The organism is Lysinibacillus sp. A1, assembly GCF_000801965.1.
Taxonomy (GTDB): domain Bacteria; phylum Bacillota; class Bacilli; order Bacillales_A; family Planococcaceae; genus Lysinibacillus; species Lysinibacillus fusiformis.
Window position 1 is genome coordinate 272,103 of record NZ_JSZM01000012.1, and the last position, 21,234, is coordinate 293,336.

The following is a 21,234-nucleotide window of genomic DNA, read 5'->3' on the forward strand; positions in this document are numbered from 1 at the left end:
AACTATAACTTATATCAGAATTGTTAAAATATTGTGGTGATATTGTGGATTAACGTCATTTTGTTCATAAAGTTTATGGGAAAATAAAGTATCGTCGTTCAGGGCGACCAACTGTGCCATAAGTTAGCTCAATATAGGCCTGCTTTTGTGTGACTAAAAATTCTAAATAACGGCGAGCAGTGGAACGACTTACACCAATATTTTTCCCTAACAGTTCAGCTGTACTACCACCTTTCATTGTACTTAAATAGTTGATGACATGATTCATCGTTGTTAAATCAATGCCTTTTGGTAATAGTAGCTGTGTATCTTCAGAGATGGATGAAGTCGCTTTTGGCCAAAGGTATTGAAGCTTTTCTTGTGTAAATTTCTCATTATTTTGGAGTAGCAGATGTTTGTAACGGAATTTTTCTATACTTTCTTTTAATTGATCAAATGTAAATGGCTTCAAAATATAGTCTGTAACATTTTTCCGATACGCTTTTTGTACAATGTGAGCCTCTGTGGCAGCGGTAATCAAAATAATGCTACTGATTGGACTAATTGTATTGATTTTATCAATTAAATCCACGCCTAATATATCTGGTAAAAATACATCGAGTAATATTAGCTGTGGTGAAAATGATTGTAGCCAATCTAAAGCTTCTTCTCCAGTGTTTGCACAAGCAATTACTGTAAATCCTTCAATTTTATCTAAAAAACGACGATGTACGTCTGCTACACGTACATCGTCTTCAATTACTAGTACTTCAATATTAGTCATTGTTAAAAATCCCCCTTTTACTAATAGATACGATAAATAGGGCACCTCCTAAATCGCCTTCCCCAAGAGCGAGTGTGCCATTTAAATCCTGGATGCTGGAAATTACTTTCCTTAACCCATAGCCTCGATGCTTCCTATCTTTTGTAGAAATATTTTCTGAAAACAATACATCTAGTTTTTCTTGTGCGATGCCATTGCCAGAATCCTCGACCTCAAAAATGATTTCTTCTCCATTATCAAATATAAAAAGCCTTACTATAGGCCGTTGCTCTTTATTTCTTTCGACCTCCTCAAAAGCATTGGTTAGTAAATTACCCATAATCGAAATAATAAGACCTTTTTCTATATTTTCAGGAAAGATATCTAAATAACTATCCTCATCAAATATCAGCTGAACCTTTAATTCACGCGCACGATTAAAAAATCCGATAATTAAACCATTTAAAAATGGGTCTTTAACACGATTTGTAATAAATTGTGTTAAAGAGGAATGTCCTTGTACCTCTTTATGAATAATTGTTAAAGCCTCATCGGATGCATTTAATTGAATAAGGCCAGAAATGGTATAAAGGATATTATTAAACTCATGTGTTTGTGCACGTAAAGCTTCTGTATATTGTTTAACTTGTGATAATTCAATCGCCATTTGCTCAATTTCTGATTGTAGCCGGAAACTTGCTACAGCACCGACAATTTTACCCTTCACCTTCATAGGAACACGGTTGACAATAATTTCATCACCGTTGACAATCATCAATTTATCAAGCTGTTTTTCACCATTCATCAATACATTCAGTAGATGAGTATTTGGGATATGTTGCTTAATATTATCACCAATAATAGAAGCAGCATCGGGTAAATTTAAGATATTGGCGGCGGCGTTGTTTAGCGTTGTAATTTCACCTTTATCATTGACCGTAATAATAGCTTCCCGTACTGATTCTATTAAAGTATTTTTTTCTGTTAATAGATTGGCAATTTCATTTGGCTCCAAATTAAAAATTTGCTTTTTAATATTCCGAGATAAAATAATGGAGCCGATAATACCGATGGTGAGTGCAATAATGATCGTATAAAAAATATTATCCAAATATAAAAAATATAAGTTATCTAATTCACTCGTTAAATAACCAATGGACACAACGCCTAAAATGGCTCCATTCGTATCAAAGATAGGCGCTTTCCCACGAATAGATTGTCCCATTGAACCATCGGCAATTGAAACATAAGATTCACCGTTGATCAATGCTTTGTCGTTATCATCACCAACCATCGATTTGCCAATACGATCGGCGAGAGGGTGGGTGTAGCGAATGCCATTTTTATCACCGATTACAACATACGTGGCTTTTGCAGCGTCCATAATCTCATCGCTAATTGTTTGCAGACTTTTTGATGGGTTGTCAGTGTGAAAGGCTTCTATAACGTCGCCCCTACTAGCAGTTGTTTCCGCCAAGTATAGTGCTCGGTTACCAATTTGTGTTTGCAGTGCATCAGAAATGGTTACGTAAAAGAGTAAACCAGCTAAAGTGACGATAAGAAAAATTAAAAAGCTACTGTAATAAGCAAAGCGAGTTTGGAGTTTTAATGTTTTAAGGATAATAGAAGATCCCACCTTATTGTGTATTATGGAAATTATAGTATTATTTGAAAAAATGAGTATCTTTTGTAATTTCAGATTATATATAAAATTTCTGAAATTTGCTAGCTAGTGATGAAAAATTTAAAGGCGATAGGTAGTGGATATTCATTTTAGGGAAAGAACGCTATTTGAATAGTCCGAGTGATAAATTACCCTAAATATCGATGAAAACACTATATATGTATACATGTGATTTTTGGGAATATGGAACTTAGCTCTTTTTGATGCTGATTATTATTTTTCTAAAATTACAATAGACAGAAAATTCCTACAGATGTAGAATGAACGATATAGGGGGTGAAAAGTAGCGAAATGTTGAACGAAAATTTTGCTGCACTGTTGTTGCGAGTTGTTCGGATTATTGTTCAAATTGGCATACTGACCATTTTTTATTATATGGGAGTAGGAATTGTTACTTATTTACACATACCGCTTCCAGGGAGTGTCATTGGATTACTGTTACTAGTACTTTCACTCATTTTTAGAATCATTAAGGTTGAATATATTCAAGATGGAGCAAGTTTTTTAATTGGCGTTTTAACGTTGTTTTTCATACCAGCAACAGTGGGCGTTATTGATTACCCAGAACTCATGTCAATTACTGGCTTGCTTATCATTCTAGCCGTTATTGCTAGTACATTAATCTCTATTTATGTCACAGGTTTACTGACGCAACTAATTGAGAAGAAAGAATTAAAGAAAAAGGAAGAAACGGAGTCTATTGTTGAAGAGGGAAAGGGTGAGTTAACGGTTGATTGAAGCAATTGTTGTCCTGAGCACCATCATGATGTTCATATTATTTACGAAGCTTTATCAGCGATTTCCGCATCCTATTATGATTCCTTTAGTCACGACTACTGTTGTTAGTGCAGTGATTTTACTAGTATTTAATATTCCATATTCTACATATATGGTGGGTGGAGAATGGCTTCAGAAAATGCTTGGGCCAGCTGTAGTCGCACTTGCCTATCCTCTTTATAATCAACGAGCTATTATTATCAAATATAAATATTCTATTTTATCAGGACTATTCATCGGCATGGTGACAGGATTAGTGACCATTTTCGTGCTGTTAAAATGGATTGGTGTAAAATCTAGTTGGATGTTGACAGCCTTGCCTAAATCTTTAACGACCCCTGTTGGAATGCAGGTCAGCGAAACAATAGGGGGTATTCCGCCACTAACAGCTGTTTTTGTCATGATAGCAGGGTTTGTAGGAGCTATTATTGGTCCTTTAGTTATTAAGTATGGCAAAATCGACTCGGCCGTTAGTAGAGGAGTGGCAGTGGGCAGTGCCTCGCATGGTGTAGGACTTGTAAAATTAAGGGAATACGGAGAACAGGAATTATCAGTTGGTTCATTATCAATGGGATTAACAGCTATAATAGGGGCATTTTTCTGCCCATTATTTGTGTATTTATTTTTATAAAAATTTTCACTTTAGGAGTTGTCTCAACTGGTTAGAGACAACTCATTTATTTTTTTTCAATAATGAATTGAATGGTATGGGCTAGTCCAGTGTGTAACGCTCCTTCATGGCGTATTTGCTCACCTGTAAAGAAATGGATAATTTTGTGTGACTCACACCATTGCAGGACATCTTTTGGATCATATAAAAAATCAAGCTGCTGTGGACCACCAGACGCATAGGGGAGCTGATAAATAGAATATAATTCCATCATAATCCGTCCGCCTTGCTTCACTGAATCGATAATCTTTTGGATGACTGCCTGCTGTTGTTGCAATGGAAAATGACCAAAAATCATAATAGCCGCATCATATTTCTCCACAGGAAGCTCATCCAGTAGTAAATCGGTTAGCCTAGTTTGAACTGTTACATGCTGTTTCTGGGCTAATTGCTCTGTTTTCGCAAGACCACTTTGTGCATAGTCATAGGCAGTAACAGTATGGCCCCTAGAGGCTAAAAAAACAGCATTGCGCCCTTCACCTTCAGCATAGGCTGCGATATTAGGGCATTCTTTCAAAAAAGATACATATTCTTTAATAAAGGTATTTGGTTGTTCACCATAAACGTATTCAGATTCTAGAAAACGTTGATTCCATGTATTCATGAATCATTCCTCCTTTTCTCTATTGTAGATAATGTGCATTTGTTATTCTAACTTTTAGCTTATAAAATCAACTAATAAATGCTCGTTGCATATTTAATTGCGATCTATTTTGTAATAAATAATACGGATGATTTTGAAAACCGTTTAAAGAAATTAAGGGAACAGCATCACTATACTCAGAATGAAGTGGTAGAGTATTTAAATATTTAACGACAGGCTGTGTCTTAATGGGAATTAGGAAAAGGTTATCCTGATATAGATAATTTTATTAAATGGGAAAGGGAAATTTTCTAAAGTAGCTACGGTTTCCGTTAAAACAGTTGGAGATTTTTTATGGCAATATGGGTAGTTAGCTTTTCCAAATTTATTGATATTAACCTCTGCTTCTTATAAATAATGAAAAAGCTAGCTCTTCAAGAAGAGCTAGCTTTTAAGATTAAATAATAGGTTTTCGTTCTTTAATAACACGAATCGTTTTTAATGTTGAATCCTCTGGTCCCTGAACGGGTAAACCCGCCTCAATATTCATTTGAATATAATGAATATTTTCTTGAGTAATTATTTCCCCGGGAATAAAAATTGGGATTCCAGGAGGATATACCATAATAAATTCTGCACAAATACAGTTATCTGCTTCAGCAAGTGGAACTACCTCAGTATCAGCATAAAATGCATCACGGGGTGACATAGCTAGCGCTGGAATATCTGGGACATTCACGACAGCTTCTGTGATAGCCGCTTCCGAATCAAACGCTTTTGACATACGAGATAATGCATTTACTAAAAGATTAATTTCTTTTTTCGTATCTCCTAATGTCACTAAACATAAAATATTGTAAAGGTCAGACAATTCTACTTCGATATTGGCATTATAACGTAACCATTCCTCAGCTCTATGCCCAGAAATACCCAAATCCTTGACGCTAATAAGAAGTTTTAAAGGGTCCATATCATAAGTAGCGGATGAATGTAGTTTTTCCTTGCCTGCACATTTTAAATGTGGGATTTGGTTGATTCGTTTACGTGCATCCTTTGCTAAACGTAATGCATCGTCAATTAAATCATATCCGTGAATCGCTAATTGACGTCGAGCTGTGTCAAGGGAAGCGAGCAATGGATAAGATGTAGATGTCGTTGTTAGCATAGAAAAAACAGCTTGTACACGTTTTGCTGAAACAAGTCCTTCACGAACATTTAAAATGGATGTTTGTGTCATAGAACCACCAAGCTTATGAACACTTGTAGCAGCCATGTCGGCACCTGCCTCCATTGCTGAATAGGGAAGGTCATCATGGAATTTAATGTGTACACCATGTGCTTCATCTACTACTACAGGAATATCACGGCTATGAGTGATTTCGACAATGCGTTTTAAATCTGCTGTGAAGCCATAATAAGTCGGATTAATAACTAGCACAGCTTTTGTATCAGGATAAGCATTTAATGCTTTTTCGACAGCCTCAGGGGATATGCCATGAGAAATCCCGTATTCACTATCGACTTCAGGATGAATAAAAATTGGAATTGCACCAGCGAAAACTATCGCCGACATAATAGATTTATGGACATTCCGCGGCACTAGAATCTTATCACCTGGACCAACGACGGTCAGAATCATCGTCATGATGGCGCCACTAGTACCTTGAACGGAAAAGAATGTATGATCAGCACCAAAAGCTTCTGCTGCAAGATTTTGCGCTTCTTTAATAGCACCCTTTGGTGAATGTAAATCGTCTAGTGGAGCAATATTAATTAAATCAATTGATAAAACGTTGTCGCCGACGAATTCTCGGAAAGCAGGGTCCATCCCTTGCCCTTTCTTATGGCCTGGAATATGGAACTGAATAGGATGTCTGTTCCGATGTTTAAGTAATACGTCGAACAATGGAGTCTCTAGTTGTGACAACGCAGGTACCACCTCACTTTAAATTATCTAAGAAAACAAATGAATTATAGCACCTAACGACACGAAAAAATAGACTTTTCATAAAAAATAAAAGGATTTTTTAAGGATATCGAGAAATTAATACCGAATGAAAGGGGAGGTATTATGAGTTGGAATACACGGGTGACAGAGCTTTTACAAGTGAAATACCCAATTATTCAAGGCGGTTTAGCGTATTTAGCCTATGCTGATTTAGCGGCGGCTGTGTCGAATGCTGGAGGGTTAGGTCAAATCACAGCTATGAGTTTACGAAACCCTGACTTATTGCGAGCGGAGATTCATAAAGTACGAACATTAACAGATAAGCCTTTTGGCGTAAACTTTGCTATAGGTATGCATGGTACAGGCTATGAGGAAATGGTTCGCGTTGCAGTGGAAGAAGAGGTACCTGTTGTGACGATGACAGGTGGTAATCCTGCACCCATTTTTGATTTATTAGCAGGCACAGATATTAAAAAATTAGTACTTGTAGCTGCACGTAGACAAGCGCAAAAAGCTGAACAGCTTGGAGCAGATGCTGTAATGGTTGTTGGACAAGAGGGTGGCGGACATCTTGGTAGGGATGATGTAGGTACGATGGTGCTCGTCCCACAGGTTGTTGATAGTGTGAAAATCCCAGTGATTGCTTCAGGTGGAATTGGCGATGGCAGAGGCTGGATGGCTGCCCATGCACTGGGAGCTGAAGGAATTGAAATGGGTACTCGTTTTATTGCAACAAAGGAATGTGTTGATGCTTCTGCAGCTTATAAAGAGGCACTAATAGCAAGCACAGAGGCTGATACGACGATCATAAAACGTTCTATCGGTGCACCAGCTCGAGCTTTACGTAATGAGTTTACGGCAAAAATTTTAGAAATTGAAGAAAAAGAGCCATCCTATGAAGCGTTAAAGGAATATATAAGTGGTTCAGCGAATAAGCGTTTTATTTATGATGGTGAACAAGAACAAGGCTTTGGTTGGGCTGGACAAGTGACAGGGATGATTCATGATATTCCTACTGTTGAGGAATTAATCAATCGAATGGTTGCAGAAGCGGAAAGTATCCGGTTAAAATGGGGGCAATAATGTAAAGGTGGTTTTGTCGAATGGAATATTCTTATCCGTTTTCAACAGATTGGTCTACAGAGGAGATTGTGGATGTTGTTCAATTTTTTGAAGGAATTGAACAAGCTCATGAAAAGGGCATCAAGCGTGAGGTCATGATGGCTAAATATCGTCGTTTTAAGGAAATTGTTCCTTCACAAGCAGAGGAAAAAACAATATTTCGTGAATTTGAAGAAGCGAGTGGCTATATAAGCTATCCTGTTGTTAAACAAACAAAAGAAGCCGCAGATGGTACAATGATAAAAATAGCCCCTAAAAAAAATCGATAAAAAAGTGGATGTGAGAACAACTCACATCCGCTTTTTATTTTGTTGTGTTAAAAAACGACATTTTGCATACACTACTTCAACAAATAACATGAGGTTAAAGCTTATTTTAAATCTTTACCAACAATGACGTTGTAAAAAGGTAGTAAGCTGTTGAATGTTTGCTCGGTTAACTGGTGGAATTCACTGGCTGATAATTTTATTGCTTGCTCTTTTGGGATATGACGACCAATTAAAAACTCACCTTTTTTTACATCTCGCAGACGTAAAAGTAGTGCCTCAAGCTTGTCTTCTTTCGATTCTTCAAGTGAAATGGCCTCTGGGGACATATGGTCACCTGACACAATAAAGTCACCAGATAGCTGCTCAAATAAGGATTGATGAGCGAGTAAACGTTCAGCCATCACATTTTTTTGAGGAGCTTCATAAATAATAGCTAAGACGATGAATAAATGTGAGTGCCATAGACCAATCTGAAAGTGAGGCAATGATTTATAACCTCTTTTATATGGTGCAAAGGCAACCCAACTATCTTTTGGAGGGTTGACAGTTCTTCTAGCGTGTTTGGCAACATGAGGGAAGAATTCTTCACCTAGCTGGCTTGAGAAATAGGCAGCAAAATCATCACCAAGCTGATGGAATTTTGGGCGTACATGATCGTTTAATGCATCCATTCTTTGTTCTAAACCGTCTATTTTAAAAACATTAAAATCTTTGTTTGTCCACTTTATTTTTGGCAATTTTATTTTGCTCCTTTCGTTTTATAAGGTTTATTTTACGCTGATTTTGGGAAAAAATCTTATAACAAGAACTTTATCGAATATGAGAAGTTTTTGTAAAAAAAATAAAAAAAGGAAGTGTTTTTATGAAACCAATCGTAAAAATTATACGTAAAGTTGACATTGAAAAGCAATATGAACACATTTTACAATTAGAATTAGATTATGAATTAGCTTCGCTTTTTGCAGCGATGAATGAAAAAAATGATATTGAAATTGAAAAAAGTAAAAAACGTCTTGGAGAAATCCAGATGGAACTTGAAAGCTTCCACGCCTATGCGTAATCAAAATCTTATACCCATTTAAAAAATCACTTGCTGAATATTCCGACAGCAGGTGATTTTTATTGTGACAAAGGGTAAAATAGATACTATATCATAGCGTAAAGAATTTCAGTATTTCTTGAAGTTCATGTTGTATATCGCAATAAAGACAATGGACAAGGTAAAATTTATGAATAAAGCGTGAGGAAAGTAAAGGCTTTTTCTTATATTCGAAGGGTGGGTTTTAATTGGATTTACAACAAATGGATGAATTTGCGAAAAGTATAATCTTTGAAGCTGGAAGGCGTATTCGAGAAGCCTTTTCGTATAATTTAGTGATCGAGACAAAATCAGGTGCCAATGACCTGGTAACAAATATTGACCGAGAGACCGAGTTATTTTTTATCGACCAAATTAAAGCTTTTAATCCAGCCCACAAAATTTTAGGCGAAGAAGGAATGGGGGAAAAGGTAGAGTCATTAGATGGTGTAGTTTGGATTATTGACCCTATAGACGGCACGATGAATTTTGTTAAACAGCATCGTCACTTTATGATTTCTATTGGTATTTTTATTAATGGGGTAGGTAAGTTAGGGTACATATTTGATGTCATGCGCGAGGATTTATTTTATGCGATTGAAGGCCAAGGCGCATGGTATAACGATTCTCCACTGCGGAAGCTTCAATCTGTTACGATGGAGGAATCAGTCATTGGTATCAATGCACATTGGGTAGCTCCTAATCGACATATTCATCACGAAAAGGTCATTGAGATGGTCCGCAAAGTTCGGGGCACACGTTCCTATGGCTCGGCTTGCATGGAAATCGCATTTGTTGTTAGTGGTAAGTTGGATGCCTATGTTTCCATGCGTCTATCACCGTGGGATATAGCAGGTGGTACCATTATTGCTCAAGAGGTCGGGGCCATTGCCACAAACTTGCACGGAGAAGGCTTTGACTTCTTACATCAAGATACTTTTATTATCGCCAATCCTTCCATTCATAAAGAATTATTGGAAAAATATATTGTACCTTATGAATAAAAAGGAGCCGTCTATTTACTAGACAGCTCCTTTTTTTAACTACAGTAACCCTTGCATACGTAGTTTACGCTTCATTTTAAAGGCTGTCATGAAAATGACACAAGTAGCCACAATACCCGCTATTGCACCAAATACACTACTAGCCGCCACAGAATAGCCAATTGAGCACATTGCTAATACAGCTGCTAATGCATAAATAGCCATTACGAATTTTGCACGATTCATAGCCTAGCCTCCTATATAAAAAATTTATAAATGATATATATTTTTTAGAATGATGTAAATTCTAATAAGGACATTTCTATCCTTCTTGTGCTATAATATCACAGTTAAACATTCGAAAAAAGAATATGGAGTGGAATAATGACAAACTTACGTCAAGATCTTCGCAATATCGCAATAATCGCCCACGTTGACCATGGTAAAACTACCTTAGTCGACCAATTACTAAAACAATCAGGTACATTCCGTTCAAACGAACGTGTTGAAGAACGTGCAATGGACTCTAATGATATTGAACGCGAACGTGGTATTACGATTTTAGCTAAAAATACAGCAGTAAACTATGAAGGAACTCGTATCAACATCCTTGATACGCCTGGACACGCTGACTTCGGTGGTGAGGTAGAACGTATTTTAAAAATGGTAGACGGCGTTTTACTAGTTGTCGATGCGTATGAAGGTTGTATGCCTCAAACACGTTTCGTATTGAAAAAAGCATTGGAACAACGTCTAACACCAATCGTAGTCGTAAATAAAGTAGACAAAGATTCAGCTCGTCCGCTAGAAGTAGTAGATGAAGTACTTGAATTATTTATCGAGTTAGGTGCAGATGACGATCAATTAGACTTCCCTGTTGTTTATGCTTCAGGTGTAAATGGTACAGCTTCTTTGGACGCTGATCCATCTAAACAAGAAGAAAATATGAAATGTCTATTTGAAAAAGTTATTGAATCTATCCCAGCACCAGTTGATAACTCAGAAGACCCATTACAATTCCAAGTAGCTTTACTTGACTATAATGACTTCGTTGGACGTATCGGAATTGGTCGCGTATTCCGTGGAACAATTTCTGTAGGTCAACAAGTTGCACTGATGAAGTTAGACGGTACAGTGAAAAACTTCCGTGTAACAAAAATCTTTGGTTTCTTCGGTTTAAAACGTGAAGAAGTAGAGACAGCAAAAGCTGGTGATTTAATCGCCGTTTCAGGTATGGAAGATATCAATGTAGGTGAAACAGTTTGTCCTGTTGAGCACCAAGAAGCGCTTACACCATTACGTATCGATGAACCAACTTTACAAATGACGTTCTTAGTAAACAACTCTCCATTCGCTGGTCGTGAAGGGAAATGGGTTACTTCTCGTAAAGTAGAAGAGCGTTTACGTGCTCAATTACAAACGGACGTATCTTTACGTGTTGAAGATACTGATTCTCCAGATGCTTGGACAGTTTCAGGTCGTGGTGAGCTTCACCTTTCAATCCTTATTGAAAATATGCGCCGTGAAGGTTTCGAATTACAAGTATCTAAACCTCAAGTAATCGTGCGTGAAATCGATGGCGTAAAATGTGAACCATTCGAACGCGTTCAAATCGATGTACCGGAAGATAATGTTGGTTCAATTATTGAATCAATTGGTACACGTAAAGGTGAAATGCTTGATATGGTAAATAACGGCAGTGGCCAAGTTCGTTTAACGTTCTTAGTACCAGCTCGTGGTTTGATCGGTTATACGACTGAATTCATGTCGATGACAAAAGGTTTTGGTATTATCAACCATACGTTTGATTGCTACCAACCATTACTACCAGGTAAAATTGGTGGACGTCACCAAGGTGTACTAGTTTCTATGGAAACTGGTAAATCAACAACTTATGGTATGATGCAAATTGAAGATCGTGGTACACTGTTCTTAGAGCCAGGTACAGATATTTACGAAGGTATGATCGTTGGAGAAAATACTCGTGACGCTGATATCACTGTAAACATCACAAAAATGAAACAAAAAACAAACATTCGTTCAGCAAATAAAGACCAAACGAATGTTATTAAAAAACCACGTATTTTATCTTTAGAAGAAGCACTTGAATACCTAGGTGATGATGAGTATTTAGAAATCACACCAGAATCTATTCGTCTGCGTAAAAAAATTCTAGATAAAAATGAACGTGAGAAAGCAGCGAAAAAATTACGTAACGCAGAACAATAATTTTCGCTGACATGAAAGGAAGAGGAGTCTTGGATATTAAGTCCGCTTTATTGGGTGAACTAAATGTTATTCAAGTTGCTGCACAGACAAGTTCCGAGGAAACAACAAGAGTTTTTGGAAGAATGGCGGGTATAACGAGATTTTTATATGAAAATTTACCAAGCTATGAAATTGCAGGCTATGTTGTATTTCTTCTTGTATTTGCACTTTCTGCCATTGTCTATAAGCTAGGCTTTGCCAAGAAATTAAAACTATCTCAAAACATTATTATTTATGCGTTCCTCTTTGTAGGTTGTATCATGCTAACATTCTTTGCTCTATTCTTGCCAATGATTGAAGGATTGATTGTAGCCGCCTTAATTTTAATAGTTTATAAAACAAGATTATGGCGTGAAAAAAGAGAAGAGCAACAAGCTGCCAATCAATAAAAGGTAGTACGTATTTTATAATAAGAACTTTTATCGTTTATCAAACAGCCTTAGCGCAATAGTCGCTAAGGCTGTTTTCTTATATAACTAAAAAACTTTTTCAAAAATCCTATTTGGCATAGCTGATCCTACACAAGTGTAAAATCAACATAAATTGGTTGGCACCGAATTCTTCTGATGTGAATAAGTTAATGTCGATAGGCTTATTTTCATCACATCAAGGAGGAAAGGGAATGCGTTGGCTTACAAAAGGTTTTCTATTAGGTGTCATTGCTTTGTTACTCCTTTCTTTGACGGCATGTAATAAAGCAGAGCTAGAAAAAGTCAAAGTTGGAGAAGTAACTCGTTCGATATTTTATGCGCCTCAATATGTAGCGCTTGAAAAAGGATTCTTCGAGGATGAAGGTCTTTCTGTAGAGCTACAAACGATAGCGGGTGGCGATAAAACCATGACGGCATTGCTGTCAGATGGTATTGATATTGCTTTAGTTGGTTCGGAAACTTCAATCTACGTCACACTACAAGGGGCGAATGATCCCATTCAGAATTTTGCTCAGTTAACTCAAACTGACGGTACTTTTTTAGTTGCAAGGGAAAAAATGGATAATTTTTCATGGGATCAATTGAAGGGCTCTACATTTTTAGGGCAGCGTAAAGGTGGGATGCCGCAAATGGCAGGTGAATTTGTGCTGAAGAAGCACGGCATAGACCCTGTTCATGATTTAACCCTTATTCAAAATATTGATTTTGCAAATATAGCCACTGCTTTTGCTTCAGGTACTGGTGATTATGTACAGTTATTTGAACCAACAGCTAGTGTATTTGAAAAAGAGGGGAAAGGCTATATTGTAGCATCTTTCGGTACAGAGTCTGGTAATTTGCCTTACACATCCTATATGGCGAAAAGCAGTTATTTAAAGGATGATGAGAAGACAGTTCAAGCCTTTACAAATGCCTTACAACGGGCACAAAATTTTGTACAGAATGAAAGTGCCGCAGAAGTGGCAAAAATTATTCAACCTTATTTTGAGAATGTAGATGTTGCGGTTATCGAAACAGTAATCGAGCGTTATAAAGCACAAGGCTCCTATGCATCAGACCCTATCCTCGATGAGGGGGAGTGGGATAACTTGCAAACAATTATGGAGGAAGCAGGTGAACTTTCTCAACGCGTGGAGTATGAAAAACTTGTGAACACAACCTTTGCTAAAAAGGCTGCTGAGTAATATGGAATTTTTACAGCTAGAAAATATTCACCATAGTTATTTTTCAAGCACACAGGCAAAGGAAGTATTACGTGATATTAGTTTAGCCATTCGTGAAGGAGAATTCGTGTCGTTTATCGGGCCTAGTGGCTGTGGGAAAACGACCTTATTATCAATAATCGCTGGTTTGTTTCCATCAACTGAAGGCAAAGTCTATATTGATGGTGATGAACTAGCAGCACATAATCAATCAAGCATTGGCTATATGCTTCAGCAGGACTATTTATTTCCATGGAAAACCATTGAAGAAAACGTCACGATTGGTTTAAAAATTATGGAGCGGAGCAATAATTCACATAAAGTAACGGCCAATGCTCTTTTGCAAGAAGTAGGATTACCACATGTAGGGAACAACTATCCACGAGAATTATCAGGAGGTATGAGACAACGTGTGGCACTTGCTCGTACTTTAGCGGTAAATCCTAAAATTTTATTGTTAGATGAACCATTTTCAGCTCTTGATTATCAATCGAAATTAAAGCTTGAGGATTTAGTGGTAGAAACATTAAAGACCTATAGAAAGACAGCAGTTCTTGTGACGCATGATATTGGAGAGGCAATAGCTATGAGTGAGCGTGTCTTTTTATTTTCTGCTAATCCAGGGACATTGCATAAAGTGTTTGAAATACCTGAGGCACTTCGTGAATTATCACCGTTTGATGTAAGACAGCATCCTACCTATGCAGATGTATTCCAAATGATTTGGAAGGAGCTGGAGAGCCTTGGATAATACATTATTTAAACAATATCAGCAAATGTTAAAAAAAGAAAAACGCTTTGTAAGGCTGTATCAGCTTATTATTCTGCTTCTGTTCTTTGGAGGATGGGAGCTGCTTTCTAGATTAGAATGGATAGACCGTTTAATTTTTAGTTCACCCACACAAGTCTGGCATACATTTATCGAAAAAGTAACTGATGGAACTTTAACTTTGCATGTTGGTGTGACATTAATGGAGACGGTGATTGGCTTTATTGCGGGTACTTTACTAGGGACGTTCATCGCTATCCTTTTGTGGTGGTCACCATTTCTGTCGAAGGTACTGGACCCTTATTTAGTTATTTTAAATGCGATGCCAAAAGTTGCGTTAGGGCCTATTCTTATTGTTGCACTAGGGCCAGGTTATTTTTCCATTATTGCAATGGGAGCTTTAATTTCTATCATTATTACGACCATCGTGGTATATACGGCTTTTAAAGGTGTCGATCCGAATTATAGTAAGGTCTTACAAACATTTGGTGCATCTAGGTGGCAAATCTTTCGTGAAGTCATCTTACCTGCATCTTTTCCGACTATCATTTCAACATTAAAGGTGAATGTAGGATTATCGTGGGTTGGGGTTATTGTAGGTGAGTTTTTAGTGGCCTCAAAAGGTCTTGGCTATTTAATCATCTATGGCTTCCAAGTGTTTAATTTTAACCTTGTGCTCATGTCCTTGCTCATCATTGCATTTTTTGCAACAATCATGTATCAGGTGGTTGAGTTGATAGAAAAGTCGGTTATTAAAAATAACGGCTAATAAATAAAAGAGGTGTCTCCCGATGGAGGCACCTCTTTTGTGTTCATTAAATATTAAAATTCTTTATCCATTTGTGGTGAAGTTCTATAAAAACGGAAATTCCCTGTTTCTAATCGTGCAACCGTGTTTTCTTTAATACGATCATGGCAATTTTCACACATATAAGTATGGATTGGACGATTACGTAATTTTTTTGCTAAAGGTAAATTATCGTCTATACTTTGAATCGTATCGCAAATTACGCATTTAACGCGCATTGCATTCCCCCCTATTCAGCGCGAATGGCTATTACGTTTTTAATAGGATTATCAATATTTGAACCATCTCTCATTAATACATGAATGGGACCGTCCTCTAAGAGTGGCTTGCCATCTTGGCTATATTTTAAAATAAGTGTAGATGCTTCTTCAATAGAAAAAGGATATTCCTGACCAGTTTCACATTCAAAGATAATTTTTGTTGCTTCAGGTTTAATTTCAGCATTTTTCAAAAAATGACCTAATTCGATACCAAATGTCCCTGTTTCCATTCCTTTACGGTCAAACTTACGCTCTGATTTTAATGTAGGCGGGAATGTAGCTCCCTCCATAATCTCACGAGACCAGTGAGCACCAACCTCACGCATATATTTGATGTCTGAATCTTCCTTAACATCTTGTGTCGTGAAATATGTTTTTAAATCTAATTTACGATCATCGAAAATCCAAACAGTGGGATCTAATGTTAATTGATATGTTACTGCGCCCTTGATAGGAATTATTGTTTCCATGATAGAAATCCTCCTCAAATCTTGTATATCCATGACATAGTATAACGCTAATGCCCAAAAATAATAAAGAAATAAAATTGGAATTCGGTATTTTCCAATGAAGACACTTGCAATTTTAACGACTAGAAGATAAACTTTATTAAGATAGAATCGAAGAAATATCAGATAATGGGGGCGTCCTCATGGATACGAAATCACAAACTTCTTTTCAAGAAAAGGCTTTGGAGCTTTTAGTTGCTGATGCAGATAAGATTGCTCGCCTTATTCGAGTACAAATGGATCATTTAACAATGCCACAATGCCCTTTATATGAGGAAGTATTAGATACACAAATGTTCGGCCTGTCTCGTGAAATTGACTTTGCTGTGAAGCTAGGTCTGATTGAACGTGAAAAAGGCAAGGAAATTCTCGATTCACTCGAGAAAGAGCTTTCTGTACTACACGATGCGTATACAGACAAATAAAAAGAAAAACTCAAACGCTTTTTTGCGCTTTGAGTTTTTTTACTAGAACGAGGTTTTTCAGATGAAACAATACTTAAAACGATATGCACAAAATTTTGATTACCCTTTATTTTTTACTGTCCTATTATTGAGCTTATTTGGATTAATCATGATTTATAGTTCAAGTATGATGGTCGCTATTGCACGAGAAGGAGAAGCACCTGATTATTTTTATCGAAAGCAAATAACCAATTTAATAGTGGCCTTTTTAGGTTTTATTGTGGCAGCATTTTTCCCTTATAAGCATTATGCGAATAAGAATATTATGATGTTGCTAACCATCGTATTAGCTGTTCTATTTACTTGGCTAAAGATAGCAGGGCATGGTGCAGAAGATGTAGGGTCACAAAGTTGGATACACGTGCCTGGTTTAGGGAACTTTCAGCCATCTGAATATGCAAAGCTATTTATAATTTTATATTTTGCAGCTGCATTTTATCGAAAATCACAGAAATATACATTTGAAAAACTTCAACCGACAGAAATTTTTTATCCCATTTTTCTATGGATCCTAGTAGTTGCTGGTGTTGCATTCGAAACAGATTTAGGGGCAGTAATCATTTTATGTGGAATTGCCGTATCTGTCGTTGCTTCCAGTGGCATTCCTTTTAAGACGTTTTGGAAATTTTTCGGTGTGTTGGCAGCATTCGGCGCAGCGATTCTTGGTATACTTTTGTTATTCAAGGGAGAACTATTAACGGAGAACCGAAAAGGGCGGATTTTATCTTATTTAAATCCGTTCGAGTATGAAAATGGTAGTGGTCACCAAGTGGCCAATAGTTATTATGCAATTGGCGGAGGCGGCTTAGAAGGTAGAGGACTTGGTCAATCCATTCAAAAATTAGGATATTTACCTGAACCACAAACAGACTTTATTATGGCTATAATTATGGAAGAATTAGGTATATGGGGAGTTATCATCGTCCTGACTGGTTTAGGGTTTATTGTATATAAAGGCTTTTCTATTGCATTGCGAACAAAGGATCCAATGGCACGCATGATTGCGGCCGGTATTGCGAGCTGGATAGGCTGGCAATCGTTTATCAATCTTGGGGGTGTAACCGGGTTAATCCCGTTAACCGGTGTAACGTTACCTTTTATAAGCTATGGCGGTACATCTATAATCATTCTATCTTTAGCGATGGGAATATTAATTAATGTTTCTATGTTTGAAAAGGTAGAGAGGAAAAAAACAGAATCATAAAGGGGGATACCTATGGAATCAATCAACAAAATCCTTGTAGCCAATCGAGGAGAAATTGCAATTCGTATTTTCCGTGCTTGTACGGAGCTGAATATCCAAACTGTTGCTATCTATTCAAGAGAAGATAGTGGTGCTTTTCATCGCTTTAAAGCCGATGAAGCTTATTTAGTGGGAGCGGGCAAGAAACCAATTGATGCTTACTTAGATATTGAAGGTATTATTGCCATCGCAAAAGATGCAGATGTTGATGCGATTCACCCAGGGTATGGTTTTTTATCAGAAAACGTGGAATTTGCACGTCGCTGTGAAGAAGAGGGTATTATCTTCATCGGACCAACTTCTCAGCATTTAGATATGTTTGGGGATAAGGTTAAAGCACGTTCGCAGGCGATTGCGGCTGACATTCCTGTTATTCCTGGTACAGATGGCCCTGTAGCCAATTTAGCAGAGGTAGAAGCGTTTGCTAGCACTGTTGGCTATCCAGTTATGATTAAGGCAGCGCTTGGCGGCGGTGGTCGTGGTATGCGTCTTGTGCATGCAGCTGAGGAGCTTGCATCAGCCTATGAACGCGCAAAATCAGAAGCAAAAGCTGCTTTCGGCTCTGATGAGGTGTATGTAGAAAAGGCCATTATCAAACCTAAGCATATTGAAGTACAAATTATTGGTGACCAGCAAGGCAATATTGTGCATTTATATGAACGTGATTGTTCAATCCAACGTCGTCACCAAAAGGTAGTTGAGATTGCTCCTTCTCATTCGATTTCCGAAGAGTTAAGAAATCGTATTTGTACTGCTGCTGTGAAAATAATGAAGAATGTCTCGTACATAAATGCAGGGACAGTGGAATTTTTAGTCGCAGGGAACGATTTTTATTTCATCGAGGTAAACCCTCGCATTCAAGTAGAACATACGATTACAGAAATGATTACAGGTGTAGATATTGTCCATACCCAAATTAAGGTAGCAGCAGGTTATGCTCTGTTTAGCGAAGAAATTCATATGCCGAAGCAAGAAGATATGCCAATGATTGGCTATGCGATTCAGGCACGTGTAACAACAGAGGACCCTGCTAACGACTTTATGCCGGATACAGGAAAGTTAATGGTTTATCGCTCTAGTGGTGGCTTTGGAGTCCGTTTAGATGCCGGCAATGGTTTCCAAGGTGCTGTTGTTACACCATACTACGATTCCTTACTCGTAAAAATCTCTACATCTGGCATGAACTTTAAAGAAGCTGCTGCGAAAATGGACCGAAATTTAAAAGAATTCCGTATTCGCGGTGTCAAAACGAATATTCCGTTTTTAAATAATGTTGTGACACATGAGAAATTTTTATCTGGTGCTTTTGATACAAGCTTTATTGACACTACACCAGAGCTGTTCCATTTCCCAGTACGTCAGGACCGAGGGACAAAGCTGTTAAGCTATATCGGTAATGTGACGCTAAACGGATTCCCTGGTGTGGAAAAGCAATCAAAGCCAATTTTTGTTCAACCAAATATTCCTAAAATAGACCGGTTAATTGTGCCACCAGCTGGTACAAAACAAATTTTAGATACAGAGGGTGCAGACGGCTTAGTGCAATGGATCTTAGCCCAAGATGATGTGCTTTTAACAGATACGACTTTCCGTGATGCTCACCAATCACTTCTCGCTACTCGAGTACGCTCGCATGATATGTATCAAATTGCAGATGCAACAGCTCGTATGATGCATCAATTATTCTCATTGGAAATGTGGGGCGGTGCTACGTTTGATGTGGCGTATCGCTTCTTAAAGGAGGACCCATGGGAGCGTTTAGCAAAGCTACGTGAGCAAGTGCCAAACGTGTTATTCCAAATGCTATTGCGTGGTGCTAATGCTGTAGGTTACACGAACTATCCTGATAATTTAATCCGTGAATTTATCGCAGAATCAGCTGCATCAGGTATTGATGTATTCCGTATTTTCGATAGCCTGAACTGGATTAAGGGAATGGAAGTAGCTATAGATGCAGCCCGTCAATCAGGAAAAATTGCGGAAGCGGCAATCTGTTATACAGGCGACATTTTGGATGATACTCGTGCGAAATATTCTGTGCAATATTACAAAGACATGGCCAAAGAACTGGAGGCTTCTGGTGCCCATATTCTAGCTATTAAAGATATGGCTGGTTTATTGAAGCCTGAAGCAGCGTATCGTTTAATTTCCGAGTTAAAAGAGACGACAAGTCTGCCAATCCATTTGCATACCCATGACACTAGTGGTAATGGAATTTACTTATATGCGAAAGCCATTGAGGCAGGTGTTGATATCATTGATACAGCATTAGGGTCCATGGCGGGTCTCACATCTCAACCAAGTGCAAATTCACTTTACTATGCCATGAAGGGTAGTAAGCGTGAGCTACGTGCAGACATCGATGCATTGGAAAGATTGTCTTATTATTGGGAAGATGTGCGTAAATACTATAAGGATTTCGAAAGTGGCATGATCAGCCCGCATTCTGAAATTTATGTACATGAAATGCCTGGTGGACAATATAGTAACCTACAACAACAAGCAAAAGCTGTAGGCCTTGGTGATCGCTGGGAAGAAGTCAAACGTATGTATTCCCGTGTGAACCTATTATTTGGGGACATTGTTAAAGTAACACCTTCCTCAAAGGTAGTAGGGGATATGGCACTCTTTATGGTACAAAATGATTTAGATGAAAACACTGTATTAACAAGGGGCCAAACGATTGATTTCCCAGACTCTGTTATTGAATTATTCCAAGGCTATCTAGGACAGCCACACGGTGGGTTCCCTGAGGCATTGCAACAAGTAGTGCTGAAAGACCGTAAAGCTATTACGGTTCGACCTGGTGAGTTATTAGAGCCTATTCAATTTGAACAATTGGAGGCAGTGCTAGAGGAAAAATTAAATCGTCCGGTGTCGAAAAAGGATGTATTGGCATATGCCCTTTATCCAAAAGTTTTTGAAGAGTATGCGAAAACGGCAGAATCCTTTGGCAATATTTCAGTTCTTGATACGCCAACATTCCTTTATGGCTTAAAGCTTGGCGAAATCATTGAAGTCGAAATAGAAAAAGGAAAAACGCTCATTATTAAACTAGTTTCTATCGGCGAACCACAACACAATGGAACGCGTGTCCTGTACTTTGAGCTAAATGGTCAATCCCGTGAATTGGTCATTCAAGATATGACAGTAGAGGTAGATGGAAATCTATCATTAAAGACAGATCCAAGTAATCCAAATCAAATTGGTGCTACAATGCCTGGTACTGTATTGAAGGTCGTTGTGTCCAAAGGAAGCCCTGTCAAACGTGGTGATCACCTATTGATCACAGAGGCAATGAAAATGGAAACGACTGTTCAAGCGCCAAAGGATGGTATTATAAAAGAGGTTTATGCTAGTGCAGGAGATGCTATTTCAACAGGTGATTTGCTGATTGAAATTGAATAACTGGTAGTGAAAAAAA

22 protein-coding genes are annotated in these 21,234 nt (G+C 37.7%); 14 read left to right on the forward strand and 8 right to left on the reverse strand.

The annotated features are described in order from the left end of the window. Positions 1 to 73: 73 nt before the first annotated feature. Positions 74 to 763, reverse strand: a complete 690-nt coding sequence (locus PI85_RS10795; protein WP_036123678.1) for a response regulator — start codon at positions 761 to 763, stop codon at positions 74 to 76. Next, positions 756 to 2,378 carry a sensor histidine kinase gene (locus PI85_RS10800; protein WP_200886566.1) on the reverse strand — a complete coding sequence of 541 codons (1,623 nt, stop codon included), beginning with the start codon at positions 2,376 to 2,378 and terminating at the stop codon, positions 756 to 758. Before PI85_RS10800 ends, PI85_RS10795 begins: the two co-directional genes overlap by 8 nt. Before the next feature lie 339 nt (positions 2,379 to 2,717). Between PI85_RS10800 and PI85_RS10805 the strand changes: the two genes are divergently transcribed. Next, positions 2,718 to 3,164, forward strand: a complete 447-nt coding sequence (locus PI85_RS10805; RefSeq protein WP_052059810.1) for a CidA/LrgA family protein — start codon at positions 2,718 to 2,720, stop codon at positions 3,162 to 3,164. Next, on the forward strand, positions 3,157 to 3,834 hold the full coding sequence (locus PI85_RS10810; RefSeq protein ID WP_036123681.1) for an LrgB family protein: 678 nt from the start codon (positions 3,157 to 3,159) through the stop codon (positions 3,832 to 3,834). The genes PI85_RS10805 and PI85_RS10810 overlap by 8 nt, the downstream gene beginning before the upstream one ends. 46 nt (positions 3,835 to 3,880) lie before the next feature. Here PI85_RS10810 and PI85_RS10815 read toward each other — a convergent pair whose 3' ends face one another. Both PI85_RS10815 and PI85_RS10820 read right to left on the reverse strand, forming a co-directional pair. Then, positions 3,881 to 4,477 carry a class I SAM-dependent methyltransferase gene (locus PI85_RS10815; RefSeq protein WP_036123685.1) on the reverse strand — a complete coding sequence of 199 codons (597 nt, stop codon included), beginning with the start codon at positions 4,475 to 4,477 and terminating at the stop codon, positions 3,881 to 3,883. Between the two features lie 436 nt (positions 4,478 to 4,913). Beyond that, the gene (locus PI85_RS10820) at positions 4,914 to 6,383 is read right to left on the reverse strand and encodes an aminotransferase class I/II-fold pyridoxal phosphate-dependent enzyme (RefSeq protein ID WP_036123694.1); all 1,470 of its coding nucleotides are present in this window, start codon (positions 6,381 to 6,383) and stop codon (positions 4,914 to 4,916) included. A gap of 144 nt (positions 6,384 to 6,527) precedes the next feature. Between PI85_RS10820 and PI85_RS10825 the strand changes: the two genes are divergently transcribed. Together PI85_RS10825 and PI85_RS10830 are read left to right on the forward strand one after the other, a co-directional pair. Then, positions 6,528 to 7,487, forward strand: a complete 960-nt coding sequence (locus tag PI85_RS10825) for a nitronate monooxygenase family protein (RefSeq protein WP_036123697.1) — start codon at positions 6,528 to 6,530, stop codon at positions 7,485 to 7,487. Positions 7,488 to 7,507: 20 nt separating this feature from the next. Beyond that, positions 7,508 to 7,795 (forward strand): UPF0223 family protein, encoded by a 288-nt coding sequence (locus tag PI85_RS10830; RefSeq protein ID WP_036123700.1) that lies wholly within the window; start codon positions 7,508 to 7,510, stop codon positions 7,793 to 7,795. A 101-nt stretch (positions 7,796 to 7,896) separates the two neighbouring features. Here the strand turns inward: PI85_RS10830 and PI85_RS10835 are convergent, their stop codons facing one another. Continuing rightward, positions 7,897 to 8,532 (reverse strand): YktB family protein, encoded by a 636-nt coding sequence (locus PI85_RS10835; protein ID WP_036123703.1) that lies wholly within the window; start codon positions 8,530 to 8,532, stop codon positions 7,897 to 7,899. A 125-nt stretch (positions 8,533 to 8,657) separates the two neighbouring features. Here PI85_RS10835 and PI85_RS10840 point away from each other — a divergent pair, with 125 nt between their 5' ends. Beyond that, positions 8,658 to 8,855 (forward strand): hypothetical protein, encoded by a 198-nt coding sequence (locus PI85_RS10840; protein WP_008173987.1) that lies wholly within the window; start codon positions 8,658 to 8,660, stop codon positions 8,853 to 8,855. A gap of 227 nt (positions 8,856 to 9,082) precedes the next feature. Further along, positions 9,083 to 9,877 (forward strand): inositol monophosphatase family protein, encoded by a 795-nt coding sequence (locus tag PI85_RS10845; RefSeq protein WP_008173986.1) that lies wholly within the window; start codon positions 9,083 to 9,085, stop codon positions 9,875 to 9,877. A gap of 39 nt (positions 9,878 to 9,916) precedes the next feature. On the opposite strand, the gene PI85_RS10850 is transcribed toward PI85_RS10845, so the two are convergent. Beyond that, positions 9,917 to 10,102 (reverse strand): DUF5325 family protein, encoded by a 186-nt coding sequence (locus PI85_RS10850; protein WP_008173985.1) that lies wholly within the window; start codon positions 10,100 to 10,102, stop codon positions 9,917 to 9,919. A 138-nt stretch (positions 10,103 to 10,240) separates the two neighbouring features. On the opposite strand from PI85_RS10850, the gene typA reads away from it, so the two are divergent. The 5 genes from typA (at position 10,241) to PI85_RS10875 (ending at position 15,295) form a co-directional block, all read left to right on the forward strand. Continuing rightward, a complete protein-coding gene (gene typA / locus PI85_RS10855; protein WP_036123708.1) occupies positions 10,241 to 12,085 on the forward strand; it encodes a translational GTPase TypA in 1,845 nt (614 codons plus the stop codon). A 29-nt stretch (positions 12,086 to 12,114) separates the two neighbouring features. Beyond that, positions 12,115 to 12,513: a YlaH-like family protein gene (locus PI85_RS10860; protein ID WP_025113802.1), complete on the forward strand. Its 399-nt coding sequence runs from the start codon at positions 12,115 to 12,117 to the stop codon at positions 12,511 to 12,513. Between the two features lie 233 nt (positions 12,514 to 12,746). Next, the gene (locus PI85_RS10865) at positions 12,747 to 13,739 is read left to right on the forward strand and encodes an ABC transporter substrate-binding protein (protein WP_036123712.1); all 993 of its coding nucleotides are present in this window, start codon (positions 12,747 to 12,749) and stop codon (positions 13,737 to 13,739) included. A 1-nt stretch (position 13,740) separates the two neighbouring features. Further along, positions 13,741 to 14,508, forward strand: coding sequence for an ABC transporter ATP-binding protein (locus tag PI85_RS10870; RefSeq protein WP_036123714.1), 768 nt, complete (start codon positions 13,741 to 13,743; stop codon positions 14,506 to 14,508). Continuing rightward, positions 14,501 to 15,295 carry an ABC transporter permease gene (locus PI85_RS10875; RefSeq protein ID WP_036123716.1) on the forward strand — a complete coding sequence of 265 codons (795 nt, stop codon included), beginning with the start codon at positions 14,501 to 14,503 and terminating at the stop codon, positions 15,293 to 15,295. Before PI85_RS10870 ends, PI85_RS10875 begins: the two co-directional genes overlap by 8 nt. A gap of 53 nt (positions 15,296 to 15,348) precedes the next feature. Here PI85_RS10875 and PI85_RS10880 read toward each other — a convergent pair whose 3' ends face one another. Both PI85_RS10880 and PI85_RS10885 read right to left on the reverse strand, forming a co-directional pair. Then, positions 15,349 to 15,552: a YlaI family protein gene (locus PI85_RS10880; RefSeq protein ID WP_008173973.1), complete on the reverse strand. Its 204-nt coding sequence runs from the start codon at positions 15,550 to 15,552 to the stop codon at positions 15,349 to 15,351. An 11-nt stretch (positions 15,553 to 15,563) separates the two neighbouring features. Next, entirely contained in the window at positions 15,564 to 16,064 is a 501-nt protein-coding gene (locus tag PI85_RS10885) for a hypothetical protein (protein WP_008173970.1), read from the reverse strand. 182 nt (positions 16,065 to 16,246) lie between these two features. Here PI85_RS10885 and PI85_RS10890 point away from each other — a divergent pair, with 182 nt between their 5' ends. The 3 genes from PI85_RS10890 (at position 16,247) to pyc (ending at position 21,218) form a co-directional block, all read left to right on the forward strand. Next, the gene (locus PI85_RS10890) at positions 16,247 to 16,528 is read left to right on the forward strand and encodes a YlaN family protein (RefSeq protein WP_004224778.1); all 282 of its coding nucleotides are present in this window, start codon (positions 16,247 to 16,249) and stop codon (positions 16,526 to 16,528) included. A 61-nt stretch (positions 16,529 to 16,589) separates the two neighbouring features. Continuing rightward, the gene (locus tag PI85_RS10895; RefSeq protein WP_008173966.1) at positions 16,590 to 17,771 is read left to right on the forward strand and encodes an FtsW/RodA/SpoVE family cell cycle protein; all 1,182 of its coding nucleotides are present in this window, start codon (positions 16,590 to 16,592) and stop codon (positions 17,769 to 17,771) included. A 12-nt stretch (positions 17,772 to 17,783) separates the two neighbouring features. After that, complete coding sequence (gene pyc / locus PI85_RS10900; RefSeq protein ID WP_036123719.1) at positions 17,784 to 21,218, forward strand: pyruvate carboxylase; 3,435 nt, start codon at positions 17,784 to 17,786, stop codon at positions 21,216 to 21,218. Positions 21,219 to 21,234 lie beyond the last annotated feature (16 nt).